Annotated in this window: 17 protein-coding genes; 12 read left to right on the plus strand and 5 right to left on the minus strand. The window is 55.2% G+C overall.

Going from position 1 to position 25,519, the window contains the following annotated elements; genetic code table 11:
* Positions 1-11 precede the first annotated feature (11 nt).
* Together QMK55_RS20450 and QMK55_RS20455 are read right to left on the minus strand one after the other, a co-directional pair.
* On the minus strand, positions 12-719 hold the full coding sequence (locus QMK55_RS20450; RefSeq protein ID WP_320329865.1) for an HNH endonuclease signature motif containing protein: 708 nt from the start codon (positions 717-719) through the stop codon (positions 12-14).
* Positions 720-841: 122 nt separating this feature from the next.
* Positions 842-1,375 carry a Bro-N domain-containing protein gene (locus QMK55_RS20455; RefSeq protein WP_320329866.1) on the minus strand — a complete coding sequence of 178 codons (534 nt, stop codon included), beginning with the start codon at positions 1,373-1,375 and terminating at the stop codon, positions 842-844.
* A 565-nt stretch (positions 1,376-1,940) separates the two neighbouring features.
* On the opposite strand from QMK55_RS20455, the gene QMK55_RS20460 reads away from it, so the two are divergent.
* From QMK55_RS20460 to QMK55_RS20470, 3 genes are all read left to right on the plus strand, one after another.
* Complete coding sequence (locus QMK55_RS20460) at positions 1,941-4,307, plus strand: ATP-binding protein (protein ID WP_320329867.1); 2,367 nt, start codon at positions 1,941-1,943, stop codon at positions 4,305-4,307.
* A 13-nt stretch (positions 4,308-4,320) separates the two neighbouring features.
* Positions 4,321-5,328 carry a response regulator gene (locus tag QMK55_RS20465; protein ID WP_320329868.1) on the plus strand — a complete coding sequence of 336 codons (1,008 nt, stop codon included), beginning with the start codon at positions 4,321-4,323 and terminating at the stop codon, positions 5,326-5,328.
* Between the two features lie 206 nt (positions 5,329-5,534).
* Positions 5,535-6,821: a DNA cytosine methyltransferase gene (locus QMK55_RS20470; protein ID WP_150707469.1), complete on the plus strand. Its 1,287-nt coding sequence runs from the start codon at positions 5,535-5,537 to the stop codon at positions 6,819-6,821.
* A 235-nt stretch (positions 6,822-7,056) separates the two neighbouring features.
* Here QMK55_RS20470 and QMK55_RS20475 read toward each other — a convergent pair whose 3' ends face one another.
* Together QMK55_RS20475 and QMK55_RS20480 are read right to left on the minus strand one after the other, a co-directional pair.
* Positions 7,057-8,307 (minus strand): ribonucleotide-diphosphate reductase subunit beta, encoded by a 1,251-nt coding sequence (locus QMK55_RS20475; RefSeq protein ID WP_095191667.1) that lies wholly within the window; start codon positions 8,305-8,307, stop codon positions 7,057-7,059.
* 563 nt (positions 8,308-8,870) lie between these two features.
* Complete coding sequence (locus tag QMK55_RS20480) at positions 8,871-9,131, minus strand: DUF2790 domain-containing protein (protein ID WP_003227290.1); 261 nt, start codon at positions 9,129-9,131, stop codon at positions 8,871-8,873.
* Between the two features lie 473 nt (positions 9,132-9,604).
* Between QMK55_RS20480 and acs the strand changes: the two genes are divergently transcribed.
* The 7 genes from acs (at position 9,605) to argR (ending at position 17,685) form a co-directional block, all read left to right on the plus strand.
* Positions 9,605-11,560 (plus strand): acetate--CoA ligase, encoded by a 1,956-nt coding sequence (acs, locus tag QMK55_RS20485; RefSeq protein ID WP_102354231.1) that lies wholly within the window; start codon positions 9,605-9,607, stop codon positions 11,558-11,560.
* A gap of 742 nt (positions 11,561-12,302) precedes the next feature.
* Positions 12,303-13,076 carry an ABC transporter substrate-binding protein gene (locus QMK55_RS20490; RefSeq protein ID WP_102354229.1) on the plus strand — a complete coding sequence of 258 codons (774 nt, stop codon included), beginning with the start codon at positions 12,303-12,305 and terminating at the stop codon, positions 13,074-13,076.
* A gap of 91 nt (positions 13,077-13,167) precedes the next feature.
* On the plus strand, positions 13,168-13,857 hold the full coding sequence (locus tag QMK55_RS20495; RefSeq protein ID WP_003227287.1) for an ABC transporter permease: 690 nt from the start codon (positions 13,168-13,170) through the stop codon (positions 13,855-13,857).
* On the plus strand, positions 13,854-14,552 hold the full coding sequence (locus QMK55_RS20500; RefSeq protein WP_102354228.1) for an ABC transporter permease: 699 nt from the start codon (positions 13,854-13,856) through the stop codon (positions 14,550-14,552). Before QMK55_RS20495 ends, QMK55_RS20500 begins: the two co-directional genes overlap by 4 nt.
* A gap of 1 nt (position 14,553) precedes the next feature.
* The gene (locus QMK55_RS20505) at positions 14,554-15,666 is read left to right on the plus strand and encodes a M14 family metallopeptidase (RefSeq protein ID WP_102354227.1); all 1,113 of its coding nucleotides are present in this window, start codon (positions 14,554-14,556) and stop codon (positions 15,664-15,666) included.
* A gap of 27 nt (positions 15,667-15,693) precedes the next feature.
* Entirely contained in the window at positions 15,694-16,458 is a 765-nt protein-coding gene (locus QMK55_RS20510) for an ABC transporter ATP-binding protein (protein ID WP_102354226.1), read from the plus strand.
* Between the two features lie 234 nt (positions 16,459-16,692).
* The gene (argR, locus tag QMK55_RS20515) at positions 16,693-17,685 is read left to right on the plus strand and encodes a transcriptional regulator ArgR (RefSeq protein ID WP_178082077.1); all 993 of its coding nucleotides are present in this window, start codon (positions 16,693-16,695) and stop codon (positions 17,683-17,685) included.
* A gap of 22 nt (positions 17,686-17,707) precedes the next feature.
* On the opposite strand, the gene QMK55_RS20520 is transcribed toward argR, so the two are convergent.
* Positions 17,708-23,119, minus strand: a complete 5,412-nt coding sequence (locus tag QMK55_RS20520; protein ID WP_320329869.1) for a dermonecrotic toxin domain-containing protein — start codon at positions 23,117-23,119, stop codon at positions 17,708-17,710.
* Here QMK55_RS20520 and QMK55_RS20525 point away from each other — a divergent pair.
* Together QMK55_RS20525 and aruF are read left to right on the plus strand one after the other, a co-directional pair.
* Positions 23,062-24,282, plus strand: coding sequence for an aspartate aminotransferase family protein (locus QMK55_RS20525; protein ID WP_102354223.1), 1,221 nt, complete (start codon positions 23,062-23,064; stop codon positions 24,280-24,282). The genes QMK55_RS20520 and QMK55_RS20525 overlap by 58 nt on opposite strands.
* Before the next feature lie 213 nt (positions 24,283-24,495).
* A complete protein-coding gene (aruF, locus tag QMK55_RS20530) occupies positions 24,496-25,515 on the plus strand; it encodes an arginine/ornithine succinyltransferase subunit alpha (protein ID WP_025112905.1) in 1,020 nt (339 codons plus the stop codon).
* Positions 25,516-25,519: the final 4 nt, after the last annotated feature.

Consider the following 25,519-nt stretch of genomic DNA (forward strand, 5'->3'; position numbering starts at 1 on the left):
GTAGGCCGCAATTATTCCTTTTCTAGTCTTCCAACGTTGTCATAAAGCCAAGCAGTGAAATCCTCTCTGTCATCCGAATGGTGGCAACGCTGGTGACAGTTGGGACACAGCGCCACGACATTCGAAGGCTGGTCTGATCCTTCTTGCGACATATGCTTAACGTGATGCACTTCCAGAAACGGTTCCCCATCCTTCTTAAATGGAGCTTCTTCGCCACAACCTTCGCACTTTCCATTCGCCTGCTGACGAACCCAGCCCCTCAATTCAGGATCGCGAAAGTAAGTCTTTCTGGTGGACTCGGTCCAAACAGGATTCTTTATCCCTTTTGGGATGTATAGAAATGGTCGCCGCTCAAATTTGGCCGCCCGCTGTTCGAGCTTTTCTTCGTCCGCCGTGGGATCAGAGTCTTCAGGAGTAACAACGCTGGAAGCATCGAGCGCTGTACGAATGCTACGCGCGACATTAGCGCCGACATTCTTGGCAGGTTTGTAACCCTTGATAGGTTCACGGCCCAACTCGACCATGACTGAAGAAATGTTCTGCATCCGAAATTCGATAGAGCTCTTGGTTCGGTCAGCCAGTACGCCCTCGCGAAGTACGCGGTTCTCGTGGGCCTTGTTGTATGCCTGTTCTTTCTGTTCACACGACCACATCCGGAGATAGGCATCGACCGCCGCCTGAATCTCTACGTCACTCCAGTCGCTGTTACTTTTTTCCATAACCATACAGTCGCCGAGGGTTGAAAACCCTCGGACGATACTGAGTGGCCATTACTGCTGTCTACGAAAATTCCTACAAAAAATAGCGACGGATCTCGCATGTGATCCTACAAGCGTATCGCTCAACCCATCGAATGCTTGGAGGACTGTAACGCCTGAGCGACCCTCCGCCACCAAGGCTTCGTCGCGGTAGCTTTTCGCGGTATTTGATCGCTCAGCAGATAGGGCATGTCCCGCAGCCGAATCCAACTCTCATCCTGCCAATGCAACAGACTCACAGACATCTCAGGCCATTTCAAAAAACTCAGCATAGGTAGATCTGAATTTTCTGAGGACGCAGCATCGCGTAAGGCCGGAACCACCTGATGGGTCAGCCATTCACGCAACAGCCGATTCCCTGGGACGTAGTGATACACCAACAGCGCATACACGCCTGACTCACTGAGCATCAGCTGCTTTTCAGGTTGTCGGTGATACTCAATCCACAGAAAACGATGCTGATCTTTGTCCAGTTTGCTGACCATCCGATCACTGAGATGGACACCCATCAAGCGACCAATATCGCGTGCGCAAAACCATGGCTGGCCTTCAAGAAGGAGGGCGTGGAGAGAGAGTTTGTGCAGAGTGAAGACAGTCGAACTGTGAGGTTCAGACATGGCAGACCTCCAATGCTGGAAGCATGTAGATCATATTGAGGTTGAAGCTGATTTCCTTCGTGCCGAAGGAGACATTTCTAGGCATATCCATTTACCTCTGTGTGATGTCAGCTTTCTTAAGGCTGGGTGCCGGGAGCTAAGAAACCCCACACAGAGGGCCGGACATATTCCCCTTTCGGGTCTTGTATTCGCCCACTCCCGGCATAACAGAGTTTTTGATGCGCACGGGGAAACCGTAGGCACAAAAAAGCCGCGACTGTCGGGTGCGGTGAGTCCGCTGTGTGAGGTGTTTCTTAGGCACCAATGCTGAAGGCTAGGTGCTAATGAGACGTCAGTCAATCGACAAAAACAAATTTAAAAAGTGTGACGAATTATGCTTTGGTGTAATTTAATGTCGTGGCACTTGGCCTGTATTTTGAGGCTTTGCCAGGAGAGGAGTTATTGCGTTTTTTCGTTTCGTGACTTGTTTTATTCGGAAGCGAAAATTTTTGAGTGATTGAAGTTTTTTGTTCTAGCTGTACATCTTCGAGAGCCTCTATGGAGATGGAGTCAGAAGGAGTTGGAGATGGAAAGTCGAAGTCAATTTAATAGCGAAAACAGTGTGCTTCATTTTAAGGTGAGTTCAGCTCTTAAAACTCTAATAGGTCGAGATTTAATAACAGACGAATTTGTGGCGATTTTTGAGTTGGTTAAGAACTCATTTGACGCGCGGGCGACTCGAGTTGATATTCTTTTCGATAGGGGACGGGTCTATATTGCAGATAACGGTAAGGGGATGTCATTTAATGATATTACAGATAAATGGCTTTTCGTTGCGTACTCTGCGAAAGGGGACGGTACAGAAGATCTAGATTATAGAGAGCAAATCAATACATCAAAATCATATGCAGGAAGCAAAGGGGTTGGCAGGTTTTCATGTGACCGATTGGGGCGTACGCTTTTTATGCAAACAAAAACTGCGCTAGCTTCGCGGTTTGAAGTTGTTGAAGTGAACTGGGATCTTTTTGAGAAAAGTTCAAAAGATGAAATTGCAACTATTCCTCTGTTGCATAGTGAGAGGGTGTCGATTGAATTGCCAGAAAACTTGCAATGGTTTGAGTCTGGCACGATTTTGGAGGTTGGAGAACTTAGAGAAATCTGGTCTCGTGAAAAATATCTAAAATTGCGGTCCGCATTAGCGAAGCTAATAAATCCATTTGGTGGGGGGGATGGGTTTGAAATAAATCTCACAGTTCCTGATGAGGTAGTAGGGGATGTTTCTGTTTTAAGTGATGTTAAGCAGGGTGATAGTGTAAATCCTTTAAATCTGGTAAATGGTCCGATTCAAAATTTTATCTTTGAAACTCTGAAGGACAAAACTACAAATTTGCAAGTAGAGATATCCGATGGTGGAGAATATATTACATCAACTCTAACTGATAGATCGGAAATCATCTATAAAATTAGAGAAAAAAACCCCTATGCTTTACTGACGGAAGCTAGTTTTAATTCAAATCTTTATTATCTGAATCGTTCAGCAAAACAGACATTTTCTCGACGTATGGGAGTTGCATCGGTTCGTTTTGGATCGATTTTTCTATTCAAAAATGGCTTCCGTGTATTCCCTATCGGTGAGGAGGGAGTTGATACTTTCGGTATCGATCAACGGAAACAGCAGGGTTACGCGAGGTTTCTGGGGACGCGAGATCTGATTGGACGTATAGATATCATAGGAGTAGATGACAGATTCCGAGAGTCTACCAGTCGCGATCAAGGTTTAATTGATACTCCTGCCTATAGGCAGCTAGTTGAATGTTTTGAAGATAAGTGTTTTAAAAGGCTTGAGCGCTATGTTGTAGGGGTTAATTGGAAGGACGCGCTTGATCTAGACTCCGAGGACACATCCCGAATACGAGGTGAAGCCGCGTCCGCAAGAATTACTGCGATAGTTGCTCAGTTGGCGGGTGGGGAAGGCGTTGAACTCTTAGACTTCAGTCGCGAGCTTATCAGGATATTAAATGAGCGATCCGATGATTTCAAGGAGTCACTAACAGGTTTAAGAACGCTTGCAGAGAAGTCTGGAGATCAAAGTTTACTGGAGGAGTTAGATGCTGCTACATCCAGATACAATGAACTGCAACGAGCTGAAGCTGCCGCCCGTGATATAGCGGATCGAGAACGTACGGCCCGAAGAGATGCTGAGCGGAGCGCGGCTGAGTCTGCGCAAAGGGCTGACGTCGCAACAAGAAATTACGAGGAAGAGCGAAAGCGTAATTTGTTTCTCACGTCTATTTCTACGCTGGATAAAGAAACCATAGAAATCCTTCATCACCAAATAATAATTCATGCATCTGCTGTTAATGAAATTATAAATGGGCAGTTTGATCGTCTGCGCCATGACAAAGACTTTAGCGTGGATGATGTGAAAGTTGCACTAGAGAATATCTCCTTTCAGAATAGAAAAATACTATCCATTGCTAGATTTGCTACAAAGGCTAATTTCAGGCTCGAGTCTGAAACTATTACTGATGACTTGGTTGCTTATATTGATCAATATATCAGTCAAGTCGCTCCGATGCTGGCTGAGACAGGGATAAGTATTTCAGTAGTTAATGTAGCGAAATCTTTAGTTCGGACGTTTAAGCCGATAGAGATTTCAATAATGATTGATAATTTTATTAGTAATGCGGGGCGGGCTGAAGCAGATAAAATAGTCTTCTCTTTAAAGCAGGTCTCTACTAAAGAAATACAAATTACCGCTGTCGATAACGGTCGTGGCTTTGATGTTAGCGTGGTAGATCTAAATCGACTGTTTGAGAAAGGGTATTCGACATCCACGGGATCGGGGCTGGGCCTTTACCACGTACAGCAAATAGTGGACTCCTTGGGCGGTTCGATTGCAGCTGAGCGTGTTAACGAAGGCGCACAGTTTATTTTACGGATAAAAGGATAAAAGGATAAAAATTATGCATCTTGAGTATCGAATTCTTTGGTTTGAAGATCAGGTTCAGAATATAAAACCTTATCAGGATAACATACGTAATGCTATTTCCCGGTTGGGCTTTAATCCTAAGATAGATATTCGAGAAGTAGTGGCGGGTGGGGTAGATCCTTTAGCGAACTTACCATTGTCTCGAGATATAGATCTCGTGATGATGGATTGGAAGTTGGGTGGTGGCTTTGATGGTGCGCAGTTAGCGAAGCGTTTAAAAGTTAACTATCGTGACACTGATATGGTTTTTTATAGCTCAGAATCAGCCGCCACTTTAAGGAAGTTGATATTTGATCAAGGTATTGACGGCGTTTTTTGCTTTCATAGAACTAACTTGAGCGATAGGACTATAGGTCTCGTTCAGTCACAACTTCGAAAGATGCTTGATCTCAATCATATGCGTGGCATTGTCATGGCTGCGACTAGCGACTTGGATCAGGCAATGATTGAGTGTCTCGAAAAAATTCAACCGTTAATTAATGCCGAAGATAAGGATGCATTCATTAAAGAGGTTGGTAGTAAGATTTCTGGAAGCCTGCGAAGTAAAGCTAATGAAATAGATCGGATCATGGAAAAAGGACGCTTAGATAAGCTCTTGCGGGAACCATCCTTCGGGGCCGCACTTCGTCTTAGTATTCTTCAGGATGAAATATCGAAAATAGCGGATAGGATTTCTGAAATTCATCTTGTAGAACGTCTCGCGTCATATCGTGATGATGTTATTGGTCCGCGAAATGATTTTGCGCACAGGAGAGCAGTGTTTGCGAATGATGAGCTTGTACTTGAGGGGCGAGATCAACCATTTACTCAGGATTCAATGATTGCACTACGTCTGAAATTGTTGTCTCATTTCGATAATTTGAGTGGATTAATAAGTCTACTGGCTGAATTGAGTGAGTTGCCAGATTCTCCTCAGTCTGCTGTTCTTCAAGATATAAAAGATGACTTGATTGATGCAATTGTAAATCCTGAAGGTTTATAACGTAAAACGTAAGTAGTTAATTTTATTAGGCAGTTCACTACAAAAGTGCCGGAGAGAGGGAAGTCTCTTTCCTTCGCTTTTAGCGTGCGTTAATATGCTATTCGATTTGTACATATAGATTGTCTTTGTCTAACTCATGGCAGCTCAAGAAAGTCAATTTCTTTTTTTTGTTTTTTTGGGTGGATGATAAAAAGTTAGGTTGAACTATGCGGTTTATTGACGTATTTGCAGGTTGTGGTGGACTTTCGCTGGGATTGCTTAAGGCCGGCTGGGAAGGCGTTGCAGCTATAGAAAAAAATCCTATGGCGTTCCAAACTCTTCGACATAATTTGATTGAAGGTGATCGCTTTCGTTTCAACTGGCCCTCTTGGCTTCCTGTTGAGGCAATGAGTTGTGAGGGTTTTTTAGAGAACTACAAACCTCAAATTGTGGAGTTGGCGGGGACTATCGATCTCATGGTTGGCGGGCCGCCATGCCAAGGGTTTTCAACTGCCGGGCGTCGTAATCCAGACGATCCAAGGAATAAAATGGCGGAACAGTATCTTGAGCTAGTCAAAATTCTCCGGCCTAAATTTATAGTAATTGAAAATGTGAGTGGCTTTAATAGTAAATTTACTAGAAAAAGTAATGATAATGAGGTCGGTGATAAGTATCTGACGCAATCTTATGCGGATTTTATATGTGGATCGTTATCTTCTCTTGGGTATGCGGTCTCTCGTGGGAAAGTCAATTGCGCAGATTTTGGTGTCCCTCAGAATAGACATAGATATTTGATAGTTTGTTCTCTTGTGGGTACTAAAGATCTCTTTCTCCAGCTTTGTAAGTCGAGTGCGCAGTTCAAGGTTTTAAAAGGGTTGGCTGTTGATGCGAAAGTATCTGTGCGAGAAGCTATTTTCGATTTGGAAACTAAGTCTAAGAAATTAGCTGAAAATTCCGAGTCGGGAATTGGAAGATTTCGTGAGTTGGACTACGTCCTTCCAAAGCGAATGTCTCCATATTTGAAGCTCATGCGTGATGGGTTTCGCGGTGTTCCTAATAGTATGCGAATTCCTAATCATAAGATTAAGACTGTTGAGCAGTTTGAGAGGATTAGACAAGTTTCGGAGCCTGGCAAGTCCATTTCAAAAGCTTCGAGAGATTTACTGGGGCTGAAAAAGCATGCTATTACTGTGCTTACCGCTGGAGAGCCTTCTCCGACGATCACAACGTTGCCAGATGATATAATTCATTACAGTGAAAACAGGATACTTACTGCTCGCGAGTCTGCGCGGATTCAATCATTTCCAGATTGGTTTGAGTTTACAGGTAAATATACAACTGGCGGAAAGGCAAGAAAGCTGGATTGTCCGAGATATACACAAATAGGAAACGCAGTGCCACCTCTTCTTTCTGAGGCGATTGGAAATATGCTGCTCGCTAATCTTGCGGAGCTAAGAAGTGATGCAGTTTTATTGCAGGGTAATGAGTTGGAAGTAGATGCGTGTACTGCATGATGTTCGAATATATAATGATTTGTTCTTAGGGTTGATTTCGGTCTTTTGATGTTGTCTTTGTTGTCTGTGGGGCTAAACTATCTGCAATGTTTTGTTTTTATGTTGGGGTTTTTGTTTTTTAGATTTATGAGTTTTTACTAAGTGGTATCTTTTTAATTTCGATCGATTATATTTTGCATTTTTTTTCAAAAAAAACCCTGAGTTTCTTCAGGGTTTTTATGCGGCTGATTAGAAGTTAATCCCAGCTAAGTGCCCCGCCAGTCTGATACTCAATAACCCGAGTCTCAAAGAAATTCTTCTCTTTCTTCAAGTCCATAATCTCGCTCATCCAAGGGAACGGGTTAGTCGTCCCTGGGTATTCCTCTTTAAGGCCGATCTGCGACAAACGACGGTTAGCGATGAACTTCAGGTAGTCCTCCATCATCGCCGCGTTCATGCCCAATACCCCACGAGGCATGGTGTCACGGGCGTATTCGATCTCCAGCTGCGTACCCTGCAGAATCATCTGGGTCGCTTCTTCTTTCATCTCAGCATCCCACAGGTGTGGGTTTTCGATTTTGATCTGGTTGATCACGTCGATGCCGAAGTTCAGGTGCATGGATTCGTCGCGCAGGATGTATTGGAACTGCTCGGCGACGCCGGTCATTTTGTTGCGGCGGCCCATGGAGAGGATTTGGGTGAAGCCGCAGTAGAAGAAGATGCCTTCCAGAACGCAGTAGTAGGCGATCAGGTTGCGCAGCAGTTCTTTGTCGGTTTCGACGGTGCCGGTTTCGAACTTCGGATCGGAGATCGAACGGGTGTATTTCAGGCCCCAGGTGGCTTTTTTCGCGACCGATGGGATCTCGTGGTACATGTTGAAGATTTCGCCTTCATCCATGGCCAGCGATTCGATGCAGTACTGGTAGGCGTGGGTGTGGATCGCCTCTTCGAAAGCCTGGCGCAGGATGTACTGGCGGCATTCCGGGTTGGTGATCAGGCGGTACACGGCCAGGACCAGGTTGTTGGCAACCAGGGAGTCGGCGGTGGAGAAGAAGCCGAGGTTGCGCATCACGATGCGGCGCTCGTCGTCGGTCAGGCCTTCCGGGTTTTTCCAGAGGGCGATGTCGGCGGTCATGTTGACTTCTTGCGGCATCCAGTGGTTTGCGCAACCGTCCAGGTACTTCTGCCAGGCCCAGTCGTACTTGAAAGGTACGAGCTGGTTGAGGTCGGCGCGGCAGTTGATCATGCGCTTTTCGTCAACGGCGACACGGGCGGAGGCGCCTTCGAGTTCGGCGAGGCCTTCGGCAACGTCGAGGGAGTTCAGTGCAGCCTTGGCGCGGGCCACGGCGGCCGAGTCGTCGGCGGTCACGGCGCGGGCTTCCAGCGCTGCGGCGCCGCCGGCGTTGTCCAGGCGGTCCATGTTGGCTTCAGTAGCGTGGCCGGCGTTGGCGCCTTTCACTGCTGCTACTTCACTGTCTTCTTTGTCGAATTCGTCCCAGCTCAGCATGACGTGTCGTCTCCTGCGTGAGGGCCTGTCGCCCCGTGTGAAACCTGATGGTTGGGTGGTTCACACGGTCGTACAGACCGCGTTGGATCTTAAGGAATCGTTTTTTGCAGCAGCTAAGGCAGGCAATAAAACAGAATTTCGTACGGGTTTCCGAGAGCCTCTGACGGGCGCAGATCAGCGTTGACGCTGCTGCGGGGCTTCAGAATGGCTTTGATCCCTGTAAGGGAATATTGCTGACCCGATTAGGGCGGCATTATAGGGAAAAAAACACGGGCGTGGGGAGGGCGAAACAGCGCAGGGCTTTCGATCGGCCGGGGGATTTCGATCGGAGCGAGGGTTTACAGGGCTTTCGCTGGGATTGGCCTGCGAGAATTTTTTTTCATTAATTTTTTTGCGAGGCTTTGGTTGCTCAAGAAATGAGCAAAAAACTGCTTTTTTCACTATATCTTGTGTTTTGCAACCCTTTTGAGCGACTCCAGACACAACTGAGCCCGACCGAAGCCGGGCTGGAATCGACCCTCAAATGAGGCGCTGAGTGATCCGATTCGGTGCAGTCTCAATCATCAATTGGTGCAGCCGTTACCCATGACGCTGTAACGCAGGATGTGGCGCTGGCCCTTGGAGTCGTCGTATTCCATTTTCATCGGAACAACTTCGCAGACGTTTGGAACTTCGCTCATGGACACTACGTTGGCGATGTCCAGGTGAGTCGAGTAAGTGTATTCCTCGATAGCCGGTTGTTGCTGTGCGACATCAGTCGGGACCTCGTCTGCCATGGCGGTTGCGCACAGACTGCTGAGGGCCAGAACCAATAAAGCTTTCATTTCAAATTTACCTTTTTGAGGTCGAGTGGGGTCACGCAACCTTTTTAGGGTTGCGTGTGGAACTTCATCGTTTGCAGTTATTACTTGAGAGCTGGATTAACGGCCTTCGTGGGGGCTGTAACGTTGTTAATCGGTTTGCCTTGTCGGCGATGCGGATTCTAGGGAGGCGTGGTGGGGGTAAACAGGTGGGGTTTTGATAAACACTTTTCGCGGTTTTGGTAACAATCGCTGGTTAGGGTGGGGAAGAGGGCTTTTTGGTGATGCAATTTGCTTGGGATACCGAGTGCCTGAATCGCTTGCAGGCAAGCTCCCACAGGGGGTTTGGGGTGTATGAGGGACGGGCGCAGGGCTCGCGTAAGGGGTAACTGGATGTTTTGTAGGGGCTTGTTACTACCATCGTCGAATGGTTCTATGGGGCCGGCCCGGCTACAACGGGGTCATACAAAAACAACTATTCCACCGAGGTAAGAAAGATGAGTGCGGCTTCTCTGTATCCCGTTCGTCCCGAGGTTCTGGCCAATACGCTGACTGACGAGGCGACCTACAAAGCCATGTACCAGCAGTCGGTCGTCAACCCTGACGGCTTCTGGCGCGAGCAAGCCAAGCGCCTCGACTGGATCAAGCCTTTCACCACGGTGAAGCAGACTTCCTTCGACGATCACCATGTCGACATCAAATGGTTCGCCGATGGCACCCTGAACGTTTCCTACAACTGCCTCGACCGTCATCTGGCCGAGCGCGGCGATCAAGTTGCGATCATCTGGGAAGGCGACGACCCGGCTGACAGCCGCAACATCACTTACCGCGAACTGCACGAACAAGTCTGCAAACTGGCCAACGCCCTGCGTGGTCAGGACGTACACCGCGGCGACGTGGTGACTATCTATATGCCGATGATCCCCGAAGCCGTGGTCGCCATGCTGGCCTGCACCCGGATCGGCGCGATTCACTCGGTGGTGTTCGGCGGCTTCTCGCCGGAAGCCCTGGCGGGTCGGATCATCGACTGCAAATCGAAAGTGGTGATCACCGCTGACGAAGGCGTGCGCGCCGGCAAGAAGATCCCGCTGAAGGCCAACGTCGACGACGCCCTGACCAACCCGGAAACCAGCAGCATCCAGAAAGTCATCGTGTGCAAGCGCACTGGCGGCGACATCAAGTGGAACCAGCATCGCGACATCTGGTACGAAGACCTGATGAAAGTGGCGGGCACCGTCTGCGCGCCGAAAGAGATGGGCGCTGAAGAAGCGCTGTTCATCCTCTATACCTCCGGCTCGACCGGCAAGCCGAAGGGCGTGCAGCACACCACCGGCGGTTATCTGCTGTATGCGGCAATGACCCACGAGCGTGTGTTCGACTACCGTCCGGGTGAAATCTACTGGTGCACCGCCGACGTCGGCTGGGTCACCGGCCACAGCTACATCGTCTACGGCCCGCTGGCCAATGGCGCGACCACTGTGCTGTTCGAAGGTGTGCCGAACTATCCGGACATCACCCGGGTGGCGAAGATCGTCGACAAGCACAAGGTCAACATTCTCTACACCGCACCGACCGCAATCCGCGCGATGATGGCCTCGGGTCAGGCCGCTGTTGAGGGCGCCGATGGCAGCAGCCTGCGTCTGCTCGGTTCGGTGGGTGAGCCGATCAACCCGGAAGCCTGGGATTGGTACTACAAGAATGTCGGCAAGTCGCGTTGCCCGATCGTCGATACCTGGTGGCAGACCGAGACCGGCGGCAACATGATGAGCCCGCTGCCGGGTGCTCACGCGCTCAAGCCCGGTTCGGCCGCGCGTCCGTTCTTTGGTGTGGTGCCTGCGCTGGTCGACAACCTCGGCAACATCATCGAGGGCGAGGCCGAGGGCAATCTGGTGATTCTCGATTCGTGGCCGGGGCAGGCGCGGACGCTGTATGGCGACCACGACCGTTTCGTCGACACCTACTTCAAGACCTTCCGCGGCATGTACTTCACCGGTGACGGTGCGCGGCGTGACGCTGATGGTTATTACTGGATCACCGGACGTGTCGACGACGTGCTCAACGTTTCCGGTCACCGTATGGGGACCGCCGAGATCGAAAGCGCCATGGTCGCCCACCCGAAAGTCGCCGAAGCGGCGGTGGTCGGTGTGCCGCACGACATCAAGGGCCAGGGCATTTATGTCTACGTCACCCTGAAGAATGGCGAAGAGCCGAGTGAGCAACTGCGCCTGGAGCTGAAGAACTGGGTGCGTAAAGAGATCGGCCCGATTGCTTCGCCGGACGTGATCCAGTGGGCGCCGGGGCTGCCGAAGACCCGTTCGGGCAAGATCATGCGCCGGATTCTGCGCAAGATTGCTACGGCGGAATACGACGGGCTGGGCGATATCTCGACCCTGGCGGATCCGGGTGTGGTGCAGCATTTGATTGATACGCACAAGACCATGAATGTCGCTTAAGCAATGATTCACAGAAGCCCTGTCCGGTTTTGCCGGGCGGGGCTTTTTTGTGTCTGGAGGTTTTGTGGTGGTTGGGCGGGCCTCATCGCTGGCAAGCCAGCTCCCACAGGTTTTGTGTTGTTTTGGCAGTTTTGATCGTTCCCACGCTCTGCGTGGGAATGCAGCAAGGGACGCTCTGCGTCCCAGAAGCCGATGCAGAGCGTCGAGGGAGGCATTCCCACGCGGAGCGTGGGAACGATCGCGGTCAATAATTATCGATCTACCCCGTAAGACCTTTCCCGCTGTTACCCGCCGCTTTCCACGTAACCAAATGTGTAACCGACCGCCCCGCGACGGGGCAAAGGGAAACGCATCGCCCCGTTTTAGAGCCTCGAAACCCCCGGTGAAAAATAAGACACAACGCTGCGCTTGCCGGATTAGAAGGGTTTGCGAATAATAGGCCCGCAATTTGCAGCATAGATCGGTTCACTGTCTTTCGCTCTTGCATGATTTTGCAAGGCTGTCAATGCGCTCAAGCGGGTTTCTCTGTGCATCTGTAATTAGTTGTCGCATTGAAGAAATATCGGCTTCGGGCCTGTCGTTAGAATGCCGATCACTCGCTCATCGTGGCTGACGTTGAAATCCCTGGTGGTTTCAATGGGAAATTTCCTACCGATGCTGCGCCGCTTTTCCGATTCACCCATTCGCATATTGGGCTGTCGCTCACTCTGCCGTTTTTGCCCTTTACCGATGGAGTCCCAAGATGAAGAAACTTGTGCTGCTTGGCGCCCTGGCACTGTCCGTGCTGTCGCTGAATTCCTTCGCTGATGAAAAACCTCTGAAGATCGGTATCGAAGCGGCTTACCCTCCGTTCGCCTCCAAAGCGCCGGACGGTAGCATCGTCGGTTTCGACTACGACATCGGCAACGCCCTGTGCGAGCAGATGCAGGTCAAGTGCGTGTGGGTCGAGCAAGAGTTCGACGGTCTGATCCCGGCACTCAAAGTGCGCAAGATCGACGCGATCCTGTCGTCGATGTCGATCACTGAAGACCGCAAGAAGTCTGTGGACTTCACCAACAAGTACTACAACACCCCGGCGCGTCTGGTCATGAAGGCTGGCACTCAAGTCAGCGAAAACCTGAGTGAGCTGAAGGGCAAGAACATCGGCGTGCAACGTGGTTCGATCCACGAGCGTTTCGCCCGCGAAGTCCTGGCCCCGCTGGGTGCCGAGATCAAGCCATACGGCTCGCAGAACGAAATCTACCTCGACGTGGCCGCCGGTCGCCTCGACGGTACCGTGGCTGACGCCACCCTGCTGCAGGACGGCTTCCTGAACACTGACTCCGGTAAAGGCTTCGCCTTCGTCGGTCCACAGTTCACCGACGTCAAATACTTCGGCGACGGCGTAGGCATCGCTGTGCGCAAAGGCGACGCGCTGAAAGACAAGATCAACGCCGCCATCGCGGCCATCCGCGAAAACGGCAAATACAAAGCTATCCAGGACAAATACTTCGCCTTCGATATCTACGGCAAGTAACACGTCTCTGCGACAAGTCAGAAATGGCGCAAGCAACAGGATCTCTGCGGTTTGCGCCATTTTTTCATCCCAACTTTCGAGGACCTGAATCATGTTGAAAGGCTACGGGGCTGTCATCCTCGATGGCGCATGGCTGACGCTTCAGCTCGCCTTGTCGTCCATGGCCCTGGCCATCGTTCTCGGGCTGATCGGGGTCGCGTTGCGCCTGTCGCCGATTCGTTGGCTGGCGTGGCTGGGCGATCTGTATTCCACGGTGATCCGCGGGATTCCCGACCTGGTGCTGATCCTGCTGATCTTCTACGGCGGTCAGGACTTGCTCAACCGCGTCGCCCCGATGCTCGGCTATGACGACTACATCGACCTGAACCCGCTGGCCGCCGGTATCGGCACCCTCGGTTTCATCTTCGGTGCGTACCTGTCGGAAACCTTCCGTGGCGCCTTCATGGCGATCCCTAAAGGCCAGGCCGAAGCCGGCATGGCGTACGGCATGAGCAGTTTTCAGGTGTTTTTCCGGGTGATGGTGCCGCAGATGATTCGCCTGGCGATTCCCGGCTTCACCAACAACTGGCTGGTGCTGACCAAGGCGACCGCGCTGATTTCGGTGGTCGGTCTGCAAGACATGATGTTCAAGGCCAAGCAGGCGGCAGATGCCACCCGCGAGCCTTTCACCTTCTTCCTCGCAGTGGCGGCGATGTACCTGGTGATCACCAGTGTCTCGTTGCTGGCGCTGCGTCACCTTGAGAAGCGCTACTCGGTAGGCGTAAGGGCGGCTGATCTATGATCTTCGACTACAACGTCATTTGGGAGGCCATGCCGCTGTACCTCGGCGGGCTGCTGACCACCCTCAAACTGCTCGCGCTGTCGCTGTTGTTCGGTCTGCTGGCGGCGCTGCCGCTGGGTCTGATGCGCGTTTCCAAGAACACCGTGGTCAACGGTATCGCGTGGCTCTACACCTACGTGATTCGCGGCACACCGATGCTGGTGCAGCTGTTTTTGATCTACTACGGTCTGGCCCAGTTCGAAGCGGTGCGTGAAAGCTTCCTCTGGCCGTGGCTGTCCAGCGCGACGTTCTGTGCGTGCCTGGCGTTTGCGGTCAACACCAGTGCCTACACCGCCGAAATCATCGCCGGCAGCCTCAAGGCCACGCCGAACGGCGAGATCGAAGCCGCCAAGGCCATGGGCATGTCGCGCTTCAAGATGTACAAGCGCATCCTGTTGCCATCGGCCCTGCGCCGGGCGCTGCCGCAGTACAGCAACGAAGTGATCATGATGCTGCAGACCACCAGTCTGGCGTCCATCGTGACCCTGATCGACATCACCGGCGCGGCTCGTACCGTCAACGCGCAGTATTACCTGCCGTTCGAGGCGTACATCACCGCCGGCCTGTTCTACCTGTGCCTGACCTTTATTCTGGTGCGCCTGTTCAAGCTGGCCGAGCGTCGCTGGCTGAGCTACCTGGCCCCGCGGAAGCACTGATATGGAACGCATCGACCACGTATTGCCGTGGAGCCACTTGGGCAGCGAGCGCAAGATCTCGGTATTCCGCTTCGGCAACGGTGAACGCAAGGCTTACATTCAAGCCAGCCTGCACGCTGACGAATTGCCCGGCATGCGCACCGCCTGGGAGCTAAAAAAGCGCCTTGGCGAACTCGAAGCCCAAGGGCTGCTCAACGGTGTGATCGAGCTGGTGCCAGTCGCCAACCCGCTGGGCCTCGGCCAATTGCTGCAAGGCAATCATCAGGGGCGTTTCGAGGCGGGCAGCGGCAAGAATTTCAACCGCGATTTCGTCGAGCTGAGCGCGCCGGTTGCGGCGGCATTGGCTGACCGCCTCGGTGACGATCCGCACGCCAACATTCGCCTGATCCGTCAGGCCATGGCTGATCACTTGGCGGCATTGCCTGAGGCGAGCAGTCAGTTGCAAGGCATGCAGCGTGTTTTGCTGAGCCACGCCTGCACCGCCGATGTGGTGCTCGATCTGCATTGCGACGCTGAAGCCGCGCTGCACATGTACGCGCTGCCGCAGCACTGGCCGCAGTGGCGTTCGCTGGCCGCGCATCTGAACGTGCGGGTTGGCTTGCTGGCGGAAGATTCTGGTGGCAGTTCGTTCGACGAAGCGTGCTCGTTGCCTTGGCTGCGTCTGTCGCGGCAGTTCCCGGACGCGCAGATTCCGCTGGCGTGCCTGGCGACTACCGTCGAGCTGGGCGGTCAGGCCAATACCGACCGCGCTGATGCGGTGGCGTGGGCCGAAGGCATTCTGGGGTTCCTTGCCGAGCAGGGCTTGATCACCGGTGAGTGGCCGAACCCGGCACACGAAGCCTGTGAAGGCATGCCGTTCGAAGGCACTGAATTGCTGTTGGCACCGCACCCCGGAGTGGTGAGCTTTTTGCGTAAACCCGGCGAGTGGGTCGAAGCCGGGGATGAGATTTTCGAAGTGATCGATCCTGTGTCCGATCGGGTCAGCACGGTATGTGCTGGTACCTCCGGGGTGCTGTTTGCCATTGAACGGCTGCGCTATGCCCAACCCGGTTTCTGGCTGGCCAAGGTGGCGGGGCGCGAAGCGCTGCGTCACGGGCGCTTGCTCAACGACTGACTGACTGTTTTTGTGAGAACCGACCGCATGTACAAACTTGAAGTCCAAGACCTGCATAAACGCTATGGCAGTCACGAAGTGCTCAAGGGCGTGTCCCTGAAAGCGGCAGCCGGCGATGTGATCAGCATCATCGGCTCCAGTGGCTCCGGCAAAAGTACTTTCCTGCGTTGCATCAACCTGCTCGAACAGCCGCACGCGGGCAAGATCCTGCTCAACAACGAAGAGCTGAAACTGGTGGCGAACAAGGATGGCGCGCTGAAAGCCGCTGATCCGAAACAGCTGCAACGCATGCGTTCGCGCCTGTCGATGGTGTTCCAGCATTTCAACCTGTGGTCGCATATGACTGCGATTGAAAACATCATGGAAGCGCCGGTCCACGTACTCGGCGTATCCAAGGCCGAAGCTCGCGAGAAGGCCGAGCACTACCTGAACAAGGTCGGCGTGGCGCATCGTAAAGACGCGTTCCCTGGACACATGTCCGGTGGCGAGCAGCAGCGTGTGGCGATTGCCCGTGCGCTGGCGATGGAGCCGGAAGTGATGCTGTTCGACGAACCGACGTCGGCCCTCGACCCGGAGCTGGTCGGCGACGTGCTTAAAGTGATGCAAGCGCTGGCTCAGGAAGGTCGCACCATGGTCGTGGTGACGCACGAAATGGGCTTTGCCCGTGAAGTGTCGAACCAGTTGGTGTTCCTGCACAAAGGTGTTGTTGAAGAGAGCGGCAACCCGCGCGAAGTGCTGGTCAATCCGCAATCGGAGCGTTTGCAACAATTCCTCTCGGGCAGCCTTAAGTAATCGCTGCCGTTATGCACCCAATTAGGTCATGCTTCGCGACCTGAAGACTGGCTCGGTCCCCCCCTGTGGGAGCGGGCTTGCTCGCGAAAGCGGTCGATCAGTCAACATCATTGCTGTCTGAACCACCGCTTTCGCGAGCAAGCCCGCTCCCACAATGGACCTGCGACAGCTTCGATTACGGGCTAGCATTGGCCCATGCCTTCATCACCGTTCTTCGTTTCGGATTGCCCGCCCATGACTGCCCATCGAATTGGTTTCCTGATTTGGCCCAGCACTAAAGCTCTGACGCTGGCGCTGGCGGAGGAGGCCTTGCGCGTTGCTCAGCGGGTACACCCGGAGGTGGTTTATGAACTGTCGTTCCTGCAGGCCGAAGCCGTGACAGAAACGGCGGCCGCAGGTGCCTGGCAACTGCCCGGCGAGGCCTGGACCGGCAAGCTGGAAAATTTCCAGAAACTGTTCCTGCTCGCTGACGAGCCGCCGACCACTCTGGCTCCGGCGCTCAGCAGCGCGCTCAAGCAACTGGTGCGTGCCGGTTGCGTGATCGGTGGGTTGTCGGCCGGTGTCTATCCGCTGGCGCAGCTTGGTTTGCTCGACGGTTACCGCGCGGCCGTGCACTGGCGCTGGCAGGACGATTTCGCCGAACGGTTCCCGAAAGTCATCGCCACCAGCCATCTGTTCGACTGGGATCGCGATCGCCTGACCGCGTGTGGCGGCATGTCGGTCCTCGACTTGCTGTTGGCGGTGCTGGCCCGTGATCACGGGGCGGAACTGGCCGGTGCGGTGTCCGAAGAACTGGTGGTCGAACGCATCCGCGAGGGCGGCGAGCGCCAACGTATTCCATTGCAGAACCGCCTCGGTTCCAGCCATCCGAAGCTCACCCAGGCGGTGCTGCTGATGGAAGCCAACATTGAAGAGCCGCTGACCACCGACGAAATCGCCCAGCACGTGTGCGTATCCCGTCGGCAGTTGGAACGAATCTTCAAGCAATACCTCAACCGCGTGCCGAGCCAGTACTACCTGGAACTGCGCCTGAACAAGGCCCGGCAGATGTTGATGCAAACCAGCAAGTCGATCATCCAGATCGGCCTGTCCTGCGGTTTCTCTTCGGGGCCGCATTTCTCCAGCGCCTACCGCAACTTCTTCGGCGCCACGCCGCGCGAAGATCGCAACCAGCGGCGCAGCAGCAGCCCCTTCGAGTTGTCGTCAGTGCCGCCAGAGCGCGGTTGACGCAGTCCGCCCCCCCTGACAGTCATTCATCGACCCCGGAATCCTCGGAAGTAGATACCTCCATTTCCGCGCGCTCGATGACTTCCTCCACGCCAAAATCGATGCGGTGGTTTCTGAAGTAGGCGATCAGTCGTTGAAGGCTGATTGGCGAGAGTGGGTTGCCCCTGAGGCTGAACTTTTCGGCGCGCTCCACTGGCAGCTCCAGAATATCGCTGGGAACCTCAGCGATCGCGTTGTCACTCAGGTCGGCGATTTCCAGATGTTCGAGTTGCAGCAAGCCCGGTGGCAGTTCGGTGATGCCGGTGTTGTCCAGCATCAGGGTCGTCAAGTCAGTCATCTGGCTGACATCCGGTGCCTCGCCCAGTGGATTATCACTCAGGTCCAGATGATCCAGGCGTTCCATTTGCGCAAGCGCCAATGCTGTTTGGCGTGTGAGCGTGAGGTCGCATTGCGAGAGTGACAAATGGGTCAGCTCAGCCATGCGAAAGACTGCCGGCGGGATGTCCTCGAGTCGGTATTGATAAATCGTCAGGCCCCGCAGACTGGCGAACGTCTCCACGAACTGCTCAACCCCGAACGTCTGGCCCGGGCGGCTTCTCAGGTACAGGTGCGTGACATGGCTGAAGTCGGCATCGAGCGCAGGCAGATGACCGGTGATGATCGTCGGTAAATTCAGGTCATGAAGTGGCTGACGGTTCTGATCCAGCTCATCAAGCTCGGTTTCCCGGCGCCAGCACTGTTCTACGAGGGATTTGAACTCATGACGTGCCGCGTACTCGTTCAATAGTTCCTCGATCGTGAAGGGCTCGCCACTGATCGGGTGCAGGGGCGGATGGTCGATCGCCCAGGTGGCGAGGTTGGTGCTCAAGGCACTGTATTCGCTTTCAAGCCGTGCAAGCTCGACTCGCCCCTCGGCCAGAGTGCCGGGCAGGAGATAAAAAAACTCACTGGCCTGTTCCTGGTCCATGCGCGTGTACAGCGTCTGTACGCGCAACAAATCGGCTGGCTCGGCCAATACGCCGAAGTCCTGTCGTGTTTCGTTGAAGTAGTGCTTGATGCGTTCACGGTCGGCTGCAGCAATCGGATTACCGCCCAGATCGAAACCTTCCGGAATGTTGCCAGGAAGCTCGAACAGGATGGAAGGCAGTGACTGGATCCGGTTGTCATTGAGCAGTGCGGTTCGCAGTTGCGGACGGCTGAGGAGCCCGGTCGGGAGCTCGGATATACCGGTTTCCGAAAGGTCGATGTAATTCAGTTTCGCCATTCGTTCGACATTGGGAAGGAGTCCGAGCGGGTTTCTGTACAAGTCCAGGGTTTTCAGCTGAGTCAGGCCCGCCAGTGATGCCTGGCTCTCGGGTGTCAGGGTGATACCGCAGTCGCTGAGAATCAGTTCGCGCAATTGTGGTGATCGACTGATCGCTTCCGGGAGGCTACCCAGTTGAAAGCTGCGCAACGCCAGGCGGCGCAGCCCGGTAAATCCGTTCAGAAACCCATGTACGCCCTGAGTGCTGCCGACACCCTCGATGGTCAGGTAGTCGACGTGACTGAAGTTCACTCCCAGCTGTGGCAGCTCACCCATGATGGGCTGTGAGAGGCGCAGATCGATGCTTTGATCGGCGTCCTCGGACAAGTAAACCTGCTGCTTCCAGCAGTCCAGAATGTCGACCCTCATCTGCCGCCTGCGATGACGCTGAATCGCATATTGCTCTGTGGTGAGGCGGGCGCCGGTATCCGGGTGGGCAATGGGAATGCGATCAATCCACGGATTCAGAACTTCGTCCAGGTGTTTGCGTTCAACGATCAAACGGTTCAGTTCTCCTCGGGGGCCACTCGGATGGCGCTGCAACCGTTCGACAAACGCGCTCAGCTCTTCAGGCAGTAAATGCGGCAGCAGCCAGTGGGCATGCATCTGCAAGGTCGGTGTGTTGGCGGGGGTGCGCCGATACCCGGCTGTGCCGCCAAGCAGGCGCATGACGGCTGGATCGTAAGCGGGTTTGCGATCGGGGTTTTGCGCGAGCAGATTCAGCAGCGCTTCACGGTCGAGTGCGTGATCACCAATCAACTGCTTGAGCTTCTGCTCCTGCGTGATGTGGAGGTTCAACGTCGAGCGTTCGGTGTCAGGCAGTGCATGCAACAGGCTCCAATACAGCGACCCCGACGCACTGAGCGATTCACCTGTATTGTCGAAAGGCTGGTAGTCGCCCTGCGCGGTCAGCACCAGCACTTTGCGGATGAGGGCGTCCTGCGGGCCAATACTGTCGAGGAGCGGCCCGCTGTGGGTGTAATGCCTTATCTCGATTCGAACCGACGACGACCAGCCCGGTAGCCGTGGTAGCGAATGGAGTGCCAGCCGATCCGTATCCAGGTTGTTGCTTGTTACCGTCAGCTCCAGCCCTTCGAGGGCCCGAGCCGCACGGACTTGCAGGCCGGCCTCTCGAGTCAGGTCAACCAGCCGTTCGGAGAGTGTGCCGCGCTGCAGTTGCAGGCGTTCGGCGTCACTCATTGATTCCACAAGCGCTTGCGCCAATGCCTTCGGCACGCCGGGTTCGGCATCCATCAATGTCTGCGTCAGTGGGCCGGCGCCGCGTTGCAGTCGGTCGTAGCGATCCTCGAACAGGCTTTGTCGCTTGCGTTGTGCAAGCTCGGCGATTGTGCGGCGAAGGTTGGCGGCGCGAACCTCAGTCGGCGGTGCGGGCGTATGCAATGCTTCGCCCAATAGCGTGCGTCTTTGCGACTCTGTCAGTTGTTGCAGGCAGGTCTTGAGCAGGTCGCCATTATCCAGTCGTGAAGCTTCGATTCGTACAAACGGCACATTGGGAGCGGGACTGCGCCACAGGGTTTTTCCCTGCTGATCGATCAGTTGCAGGCCATGGTCAGCGGGCCAGTAGCCGTTATCGAAGAGCACTTGCAGTTGGGTGGCGGGATCGGCCTTGAGATAATCCTCGGCGCGGCGGCTGCCGATCTGGTCGATGAACAATTGAATGTCCTGATCGATCTGCCAGCGCTGCAGAGTGTCGGCCAGCAGCAGTGGCAGCGGTTCATGCTCGACATGCATTTGGCGCAAGGCGTTTTCCCGGCAGCCGCTGATGTTCAGCAGGCGCTCTTGCAGGTCTGCGGGCAGACGTTGCATCTGCGGGTTGCTGCGTTTGAGCAAGGTGGGGCGATCCCAGCTCAGCGGCTGATCGAGTTCGGTTTTCCAGGCACCGGTGGTGTTGTGCTTGAGGGCGGGTTTGTAAGCGTCGGGGCGGCTCGGATGGTCAATTCGATGCTCGCCTGTTCGGGGATCGCGGCTGACGATATACAGCTTTTCTTCCAGCGCCAGTAATGTCTTGCCCTGATGGGTGTGCAGACCAAGCGCATCGGGTCTGGCGTCTTTGGGCAAGGTGTCAGGAAGCTCATAAGGGCGCAGGTCGGGCTTCCAGTAGCGGCTCTTTGCGTTGCTCGGGTTGGTCGGAATGAATCGATCGATGAACGCAACGGTTTGAGCCGGCAGCATGGCGCGGAACTCGCCTGCGGCGATCGCGCCTCCGGCCACAAAAGTGCCGACCTGCACCACGGACTCCACGACCCCCATCAGGTGTTCGAATGCTTCGCGGTGCAGCCCTTCGGCCCAGTCGACGATGCCCTCGAAGGTTTCGTCGAGCAATTGGTACGCCGTATAGGCCAGCATCAATTCGCCAAGAAACGGCACGAACGGCAGGGCGACGAACACGGCGATGTTGAGCAATGTCTGCGCGATCTCCGTGAAGGAATCCCAGAGCGCCCAGCGTGCCTTGCGATCGACCGTCGCAGTCGAGATGGCGATGACGCTGGCGTCGTTGAGAATCTTGTCGAGTTTGCGTTGGTAGAGATACCCCCACAGATCACCCCGAATCGGTGTCGCGGCAACTTGCAGAAGAGGACGTGCGTTCGGGCTCTCGCGCCAGGTCGGACGTGGGTCGCCGGCGGGCACCGGTTGCCAGGTGACGGGGCCGAGCAGAGTCTTCAGTTGGCCAAAGAAATATCCCCGGTCGGCATGGTCGACGAAGCGGCTGAAGAAGGCTTGATAGTCCGGGTCGCGCAGGCGCTGCGCCAGTTCCAGGGCGAAGGCGCCGGTACTCGCGTACTCCTTGACCGGGTGCTGCGGATCATCGGGAATGTAGGCCACGACTCGCGCTGCGCTGTTCGCATCGTCAAGATTCGGGGCGAACAGCACGATGCCCGTGAGGCTGGCCTTCATCATCGTCAGTGCATGGCAGTGCCACGCCTGGCGATTGAGGCGCAAATGCTGCAAGCCGTCGAGCAGGCCGAGAATCAGGCGATGAACATCGGTGCCCAACAGCTTTTGCATGGAGGCCGTTTGCAGGGCGGCGACCAACGCGGCTTTGTCACTTGCGCAAACTTTGGGCTGCAGCACGGCAGCGACCGGTGGATTGCTGATGCCCAGGTTGTCTTGCAGATAGGCGTTATAGCGCTGGCCGATATCCAGTTCGCGACACAGGCGGGTGAAGGCCGTGATCGGCATCGTCTCGACGATGTTCGGCAGCACGCCGAACTGGCCTTCGGGAGAGGGCTGGCTGACGTAGTCCGAGGCAGGTTCAAAGGCATCATCGGCGGTCTCGCTGCTTTCAAAATTGTGCAGCGCAGCGTCCAGCAGTGAGACGGTCCAGGTGCGCGCGGCCCCTGACTTGATGCGTAGCCACGGGACATGGGCGGGCAGGTACAGGCGCAGGAAGGTCTGCCTGACATCCAGTTTCAAGCCAAAGCGTTTTTCTATCTCGGCGCGCAGCAGTGGTGCGGCGAAGGCTTTGGCGTCTTGCAGTCGGGCAAGACTTTGCTCGACACGGTTGTGTGCGGTCCAGTGCGCGGCATTGAGCGCGCGCAGCGTTGCATGCTCGTTGCGCGATGCTTGCCTGAGGCTGACAGCCAGCCGAAGGTCGGCCCGTTTCAAGGCCTCGCGCTTGTACGCCGAGGTCTGGCTCAGCCAGGTCGGAATGGCCTGAAGCAACGGTTGATAGTGTGTGTCCTGCCTGGGGAGCAGCAGGGTTTCTGACAGTGTTGCCGGGGTATCGGTGGTTGCGTGAATCATGGAGACGGCCGTTTGCCTGGGAGAAGTCCATAGCAAACACCGTGAATTGATTCGATGTGCGGTACATATATACCGCACCCCGTAAAACTCTCTTGAGTAAGATCCCCTGTACGTCTGCGCAAACGACGGCGTGCAGTTTAAACTGCGCCTTTGCGACGCTATATGTCGCATTGCCGTAAACCCGGGAAAATCCGGGGTTTGCGCTATAAGAAGTTGTCGCTTGGCGGCAAGGCCGGGCTGAAAACTGTCCTTACAATCCCCCCATCGCTCGCCAGTTTCAGGCGGGTGGCCCTCATCAGGAGACTCCGATGTCCGTTGAGCACGCTGCGGTACAACGCGCCGATTTCGACCAGGTAATGGTTCCAAACTACGCGCCTGCCGCTTTCATTCCGGTGCGTGGCGCCGGTTCCCGCGTCTGGGATCAGGCCGGCCGCGAGCTGATCGACTTCGCCGGCGGCATCGCCGTCAACGTATTGGGCCATGCGCACCCGGCGCTGGTCGGTGCCTTGACCGAGCAAGCGAACAAGCTGTGGCACGTGTCCAACGTGTTCACCAACGAACCGGCCCTGCGCCTGGCGCACAAGCTGATCGACGCCACGTTCGCCGAGCGCGTGTTCTTCTGCAACTCCGGCGCTGAAGCCAACGAGGCCGCATTCAAGCTGGCCCGTCGTGTGGCGTTCGACCGTTTCGGCAGCGAGAAGTACGAAATCATCGCCGCGCTCAACAGCTTCCACGGCCGCACACTGTTCACCGTCAACGTCGGTGGCCAGTCGAAGTATTCCGACGGTTTCGGTCCGAAAATCACCGGCATCACCCATGTGCCTTACAACGATCTGGCAGCGCTGAAAGCCGCGGTTTCCGAGAAGACCTGCGCGGTCGTGCTGGAACCGATCCAGGGCGAGGGCGGCGTGCTGCCGGCCGAACTGGCTTACCTGCAAGGTGCCCGTGAACTGTGCGACGCGAACAACGCGCTGCTGGTGTTCGACGAAGTGCAAACCGGCATGGGCCGCACCGGCAACCTGTTTGCTTACCAGCATTACGGCGTGACCCCGGACATCCTGACCAGCGCCAAGAGCCTGGGCGGTGGTTTCCCTATCGCGGCGATGCTGACCACCGAAGCGCTGGCTAAACATCTGGTCGTCGGCACCCACGGCACCACATACGGCGGCAACCCGCTGGCGTGCGCGGTGGCTGAGGCGGTAATCGACGTGATCAACACCCCTGAGGTGCTGAATGGCGTCAATGCCAAGCACGACAAGTTCAAGACCCGTCTGCAGCAGATCGGCGAGAAGTACGGCCTGTTCACTCAGGTGCGCGGCCTCGGTCTGCTGATCGGTTGCGTGCTGAGCGACGCCTGGAAAGGCAAGGCCAAGGACATCTTCAACGCCGCTGAACAGGAAGGCCTGATGATTCTGCAGGCTGGCCCGGACGTGATCCGTTTCGCCCCGAGCCTGGTGGTGGAAGATGCCGATATCGATGCCGGTCTGGACCGCTTCGAACGTGCTGCCGCGAAACTGACGCAAGCCTGATAGACCCTTCGGCGCCTGGAGTTTTTCAGGCGCCGATCAAAATTTTATGCCGGACCAGATCACCTGTAGGAGTGAGCCTGCTCGCGATTGCGGTATGTCAGTCGACTCATTGGTTTCTGACAGACCGCAATCGCGAGCAGGCTCACTCCTACATTGATCTCCATGTAGGCCCGGTTATTTCTTCTGTAAGTTCTGAGATTAAGGAGTGACACCATGCTGGTGATGCGCCCTGCGCAAATGGCTGATCTGGGCGAGGTACAGCGTCTGGCTGCGGACAGTCCGATTGGTGTCACTTCCTTGCCGGATGACGTGGAACGTCTGAGCGACAAGATCGCTGCGAGCGAAGCCTCGTTTGCCGCCGAAGTGAGCTTCAACGGCGAGGAGAGCTATTTCTTCGTCCTCGAAGACACCGCCACCGGCAAGCTGGTGGGCTGCTCGGCCATCGTCGCCTCGGCCGGTTACTCGGAGCCGTTTTACAGCTTCCGCAACGAGACCTTCGTTCACGCCTCCCGCGAGCTGAAGATCCACAACAAGATCCACGTGCTTTCGCAGTGCCACGACCTGACCGGCAACAGCTTGCTGACCAGTTTCTACGTGCAGCGCGAGCTGGTGGGTTCGCCGTGGGCCGAGCTCAACTCCCGTGGTCGCTTGCTGTTCGTCGCCAGCCACCCGGAGCGTTTCGCTGATTCGGTGGTGACCGAGATCGTCGGCTACAGCGACGAGAACGGCGACTCGCCATTCTGGGATGCGATCGGCCGCAACTTCTTCGACCTCAACTACGCCGAGGCCGAGCGTCTGTGTGGCCTGAAGAGCCGCACGTTCCTCGCCGAACTGATGCCGCATTACCCGATCTACGTGCCGCTGTTGCCGGATTCCGCTCAGGAAGCGATGGGCCAGGTGCACCCGCGTGCGCAGATCACCTTCGACATCCTGATGCGCGAAGGCTTCGAGACCGATCACTACATCGACATTTTCGACGGTGGCCCGACCCTGCATGCACGCGTTTCGGGGATCCGTTCGATCGCCCAGAGCCGTGTGGTGCCGGTGAAGATCGGCGAGCCGGTCAAAGGTGCCGGACGCCAGTATCTGGTGGCCAACGCGCAGTTGCAGGATTACCGCGCGGTGTTGCTGGAACTGGACTACGCGCCGGGCAAACCGGTGACCCTGGATCTGGAAGCAGCCGAAGCCCTGGGCGTCGGTGAAGGTGCCAGCGTGCGCCTGGTGGCGGTTTAACGCC

The organism is Pseudomonas sp. P8_229, from assembly GCF_034008635.1.
GTDB lineage: Bacteria > Pseudomonadota > Gammaproteobacteria > Pseudomonadales > Pseudomonadaceae > Aquipseudomonas.

Bases quoted from the DNA above. Each gene is read 5' to 3' on its own strand.
- QMK55_RS20500 (WP_102354228.1), top strand. From the start codon at position 13,854: ATGATCTTCGACTACAACGTCATTTGGGAGGCCATGCCGCTGTACCTC.
- aruF (WP_025112905.1), top strand. From the start codon at position 24,496: ATGCTGGTGATGCGCCCTGCGCAAATGGCTGATCTGGGCGAGGTACAG.
- QMK55_RS20460 (WP_320329867.1), top strand. From the start codon at position 1,941: ATGGAAAGTCGAAGTCAATTTAATAGCGAAAACAGTGTGCTTCATTTT.
- acs (WP_102354231.1), top strand. From the start codon at position 9,605: ATGAGTGCGGCTTCTCTGTATCCCGTTCGTCCCGAGGTTCTGGCCAAT.
- QMK55_RS20465 (WP_320329868.1), top strand. From the start codon at position 4,321: ATGCATCTTGAGTATCGAATTCTTTGGTTTGAAGATCAGGTTCAGAAT.
- QMK55_RS20450 (WP_320329865.1), bottom strand. From the start codon at position 719: ATGGAAAAAAGTAACAGCGACTGGAGTGACGTAGAGATTCAGGCGGCG.
- QMK55_RS20495 (WP_003227287.1), top strand. From the start codon at position 13,168: ATGTTGAAAGGCTACGGGGCTGTCATCCTCGATGGCGCATGGCTGACG.
- QMK55_RS20480 (WP_003227290.1), bottom strand. From the start codon at position 9,131: ATGAAAGCTTTATTGGTTCTGGCCCTCAGCAGTCTGTGCGCAACCGCC.
- argR (WP_178082077.1), top strand. From the start codon at position 16,693: ATGACTGCCCATCGAATTGGTTTCCTGATTTGGCCCAGCACTAAAGCT.
- QMK55_RS20505 (WP_102354227.1), top strand. From the start codon at position 14,554: ATGGAACGCATCGACCACGTATTGCCGTGGAGCCACTTGGGCAGCGAG.
- QMK55_RS20510 (WP_102354226.1), top strand. From the start codon at position 15,694: ATGTACAAACTTGAAGTCCAAGACCTGCATAAACGCTATGGCAGTCAC.
- QMK55_RS20470 (WP_150707469.1), top strand. From the start codon at position 5,535: ATGCGGTTTATTGACGTATTTGCAGGTTGTGGTGGACTTTCGCTGGGA.
- QMK55_RS20490 (WP_102354229.1), top strand. From the start codon at position 12,303: ATGAAGAAACTTGTGCTGCTTGGCGCCCTGGCACTGTCCGTGCTGTCG.
- QMK55_RS20455 (WP_320329866.1), bottom strand. From the start codon at position 1,375: ATGTCTGAACCTCACAGTTCGACTGTCTTCACTCTGCACAAACTCTCT.
- QMK55_RS20475 (WP_095191667.1), bottom strand. From the start codon at position 8,307: ATGCTGAGCTGGGACGAATTCGACAAAGAAGACAGTGAAGTAGCAGCA.
- QMK55_RS20525 (WP_102354223.1), top strand. From the start codon at position 23,062: ATGTCCGTTGAGCACGCTGCGGTACAACGCGCCGATTTCGACCAGGTA.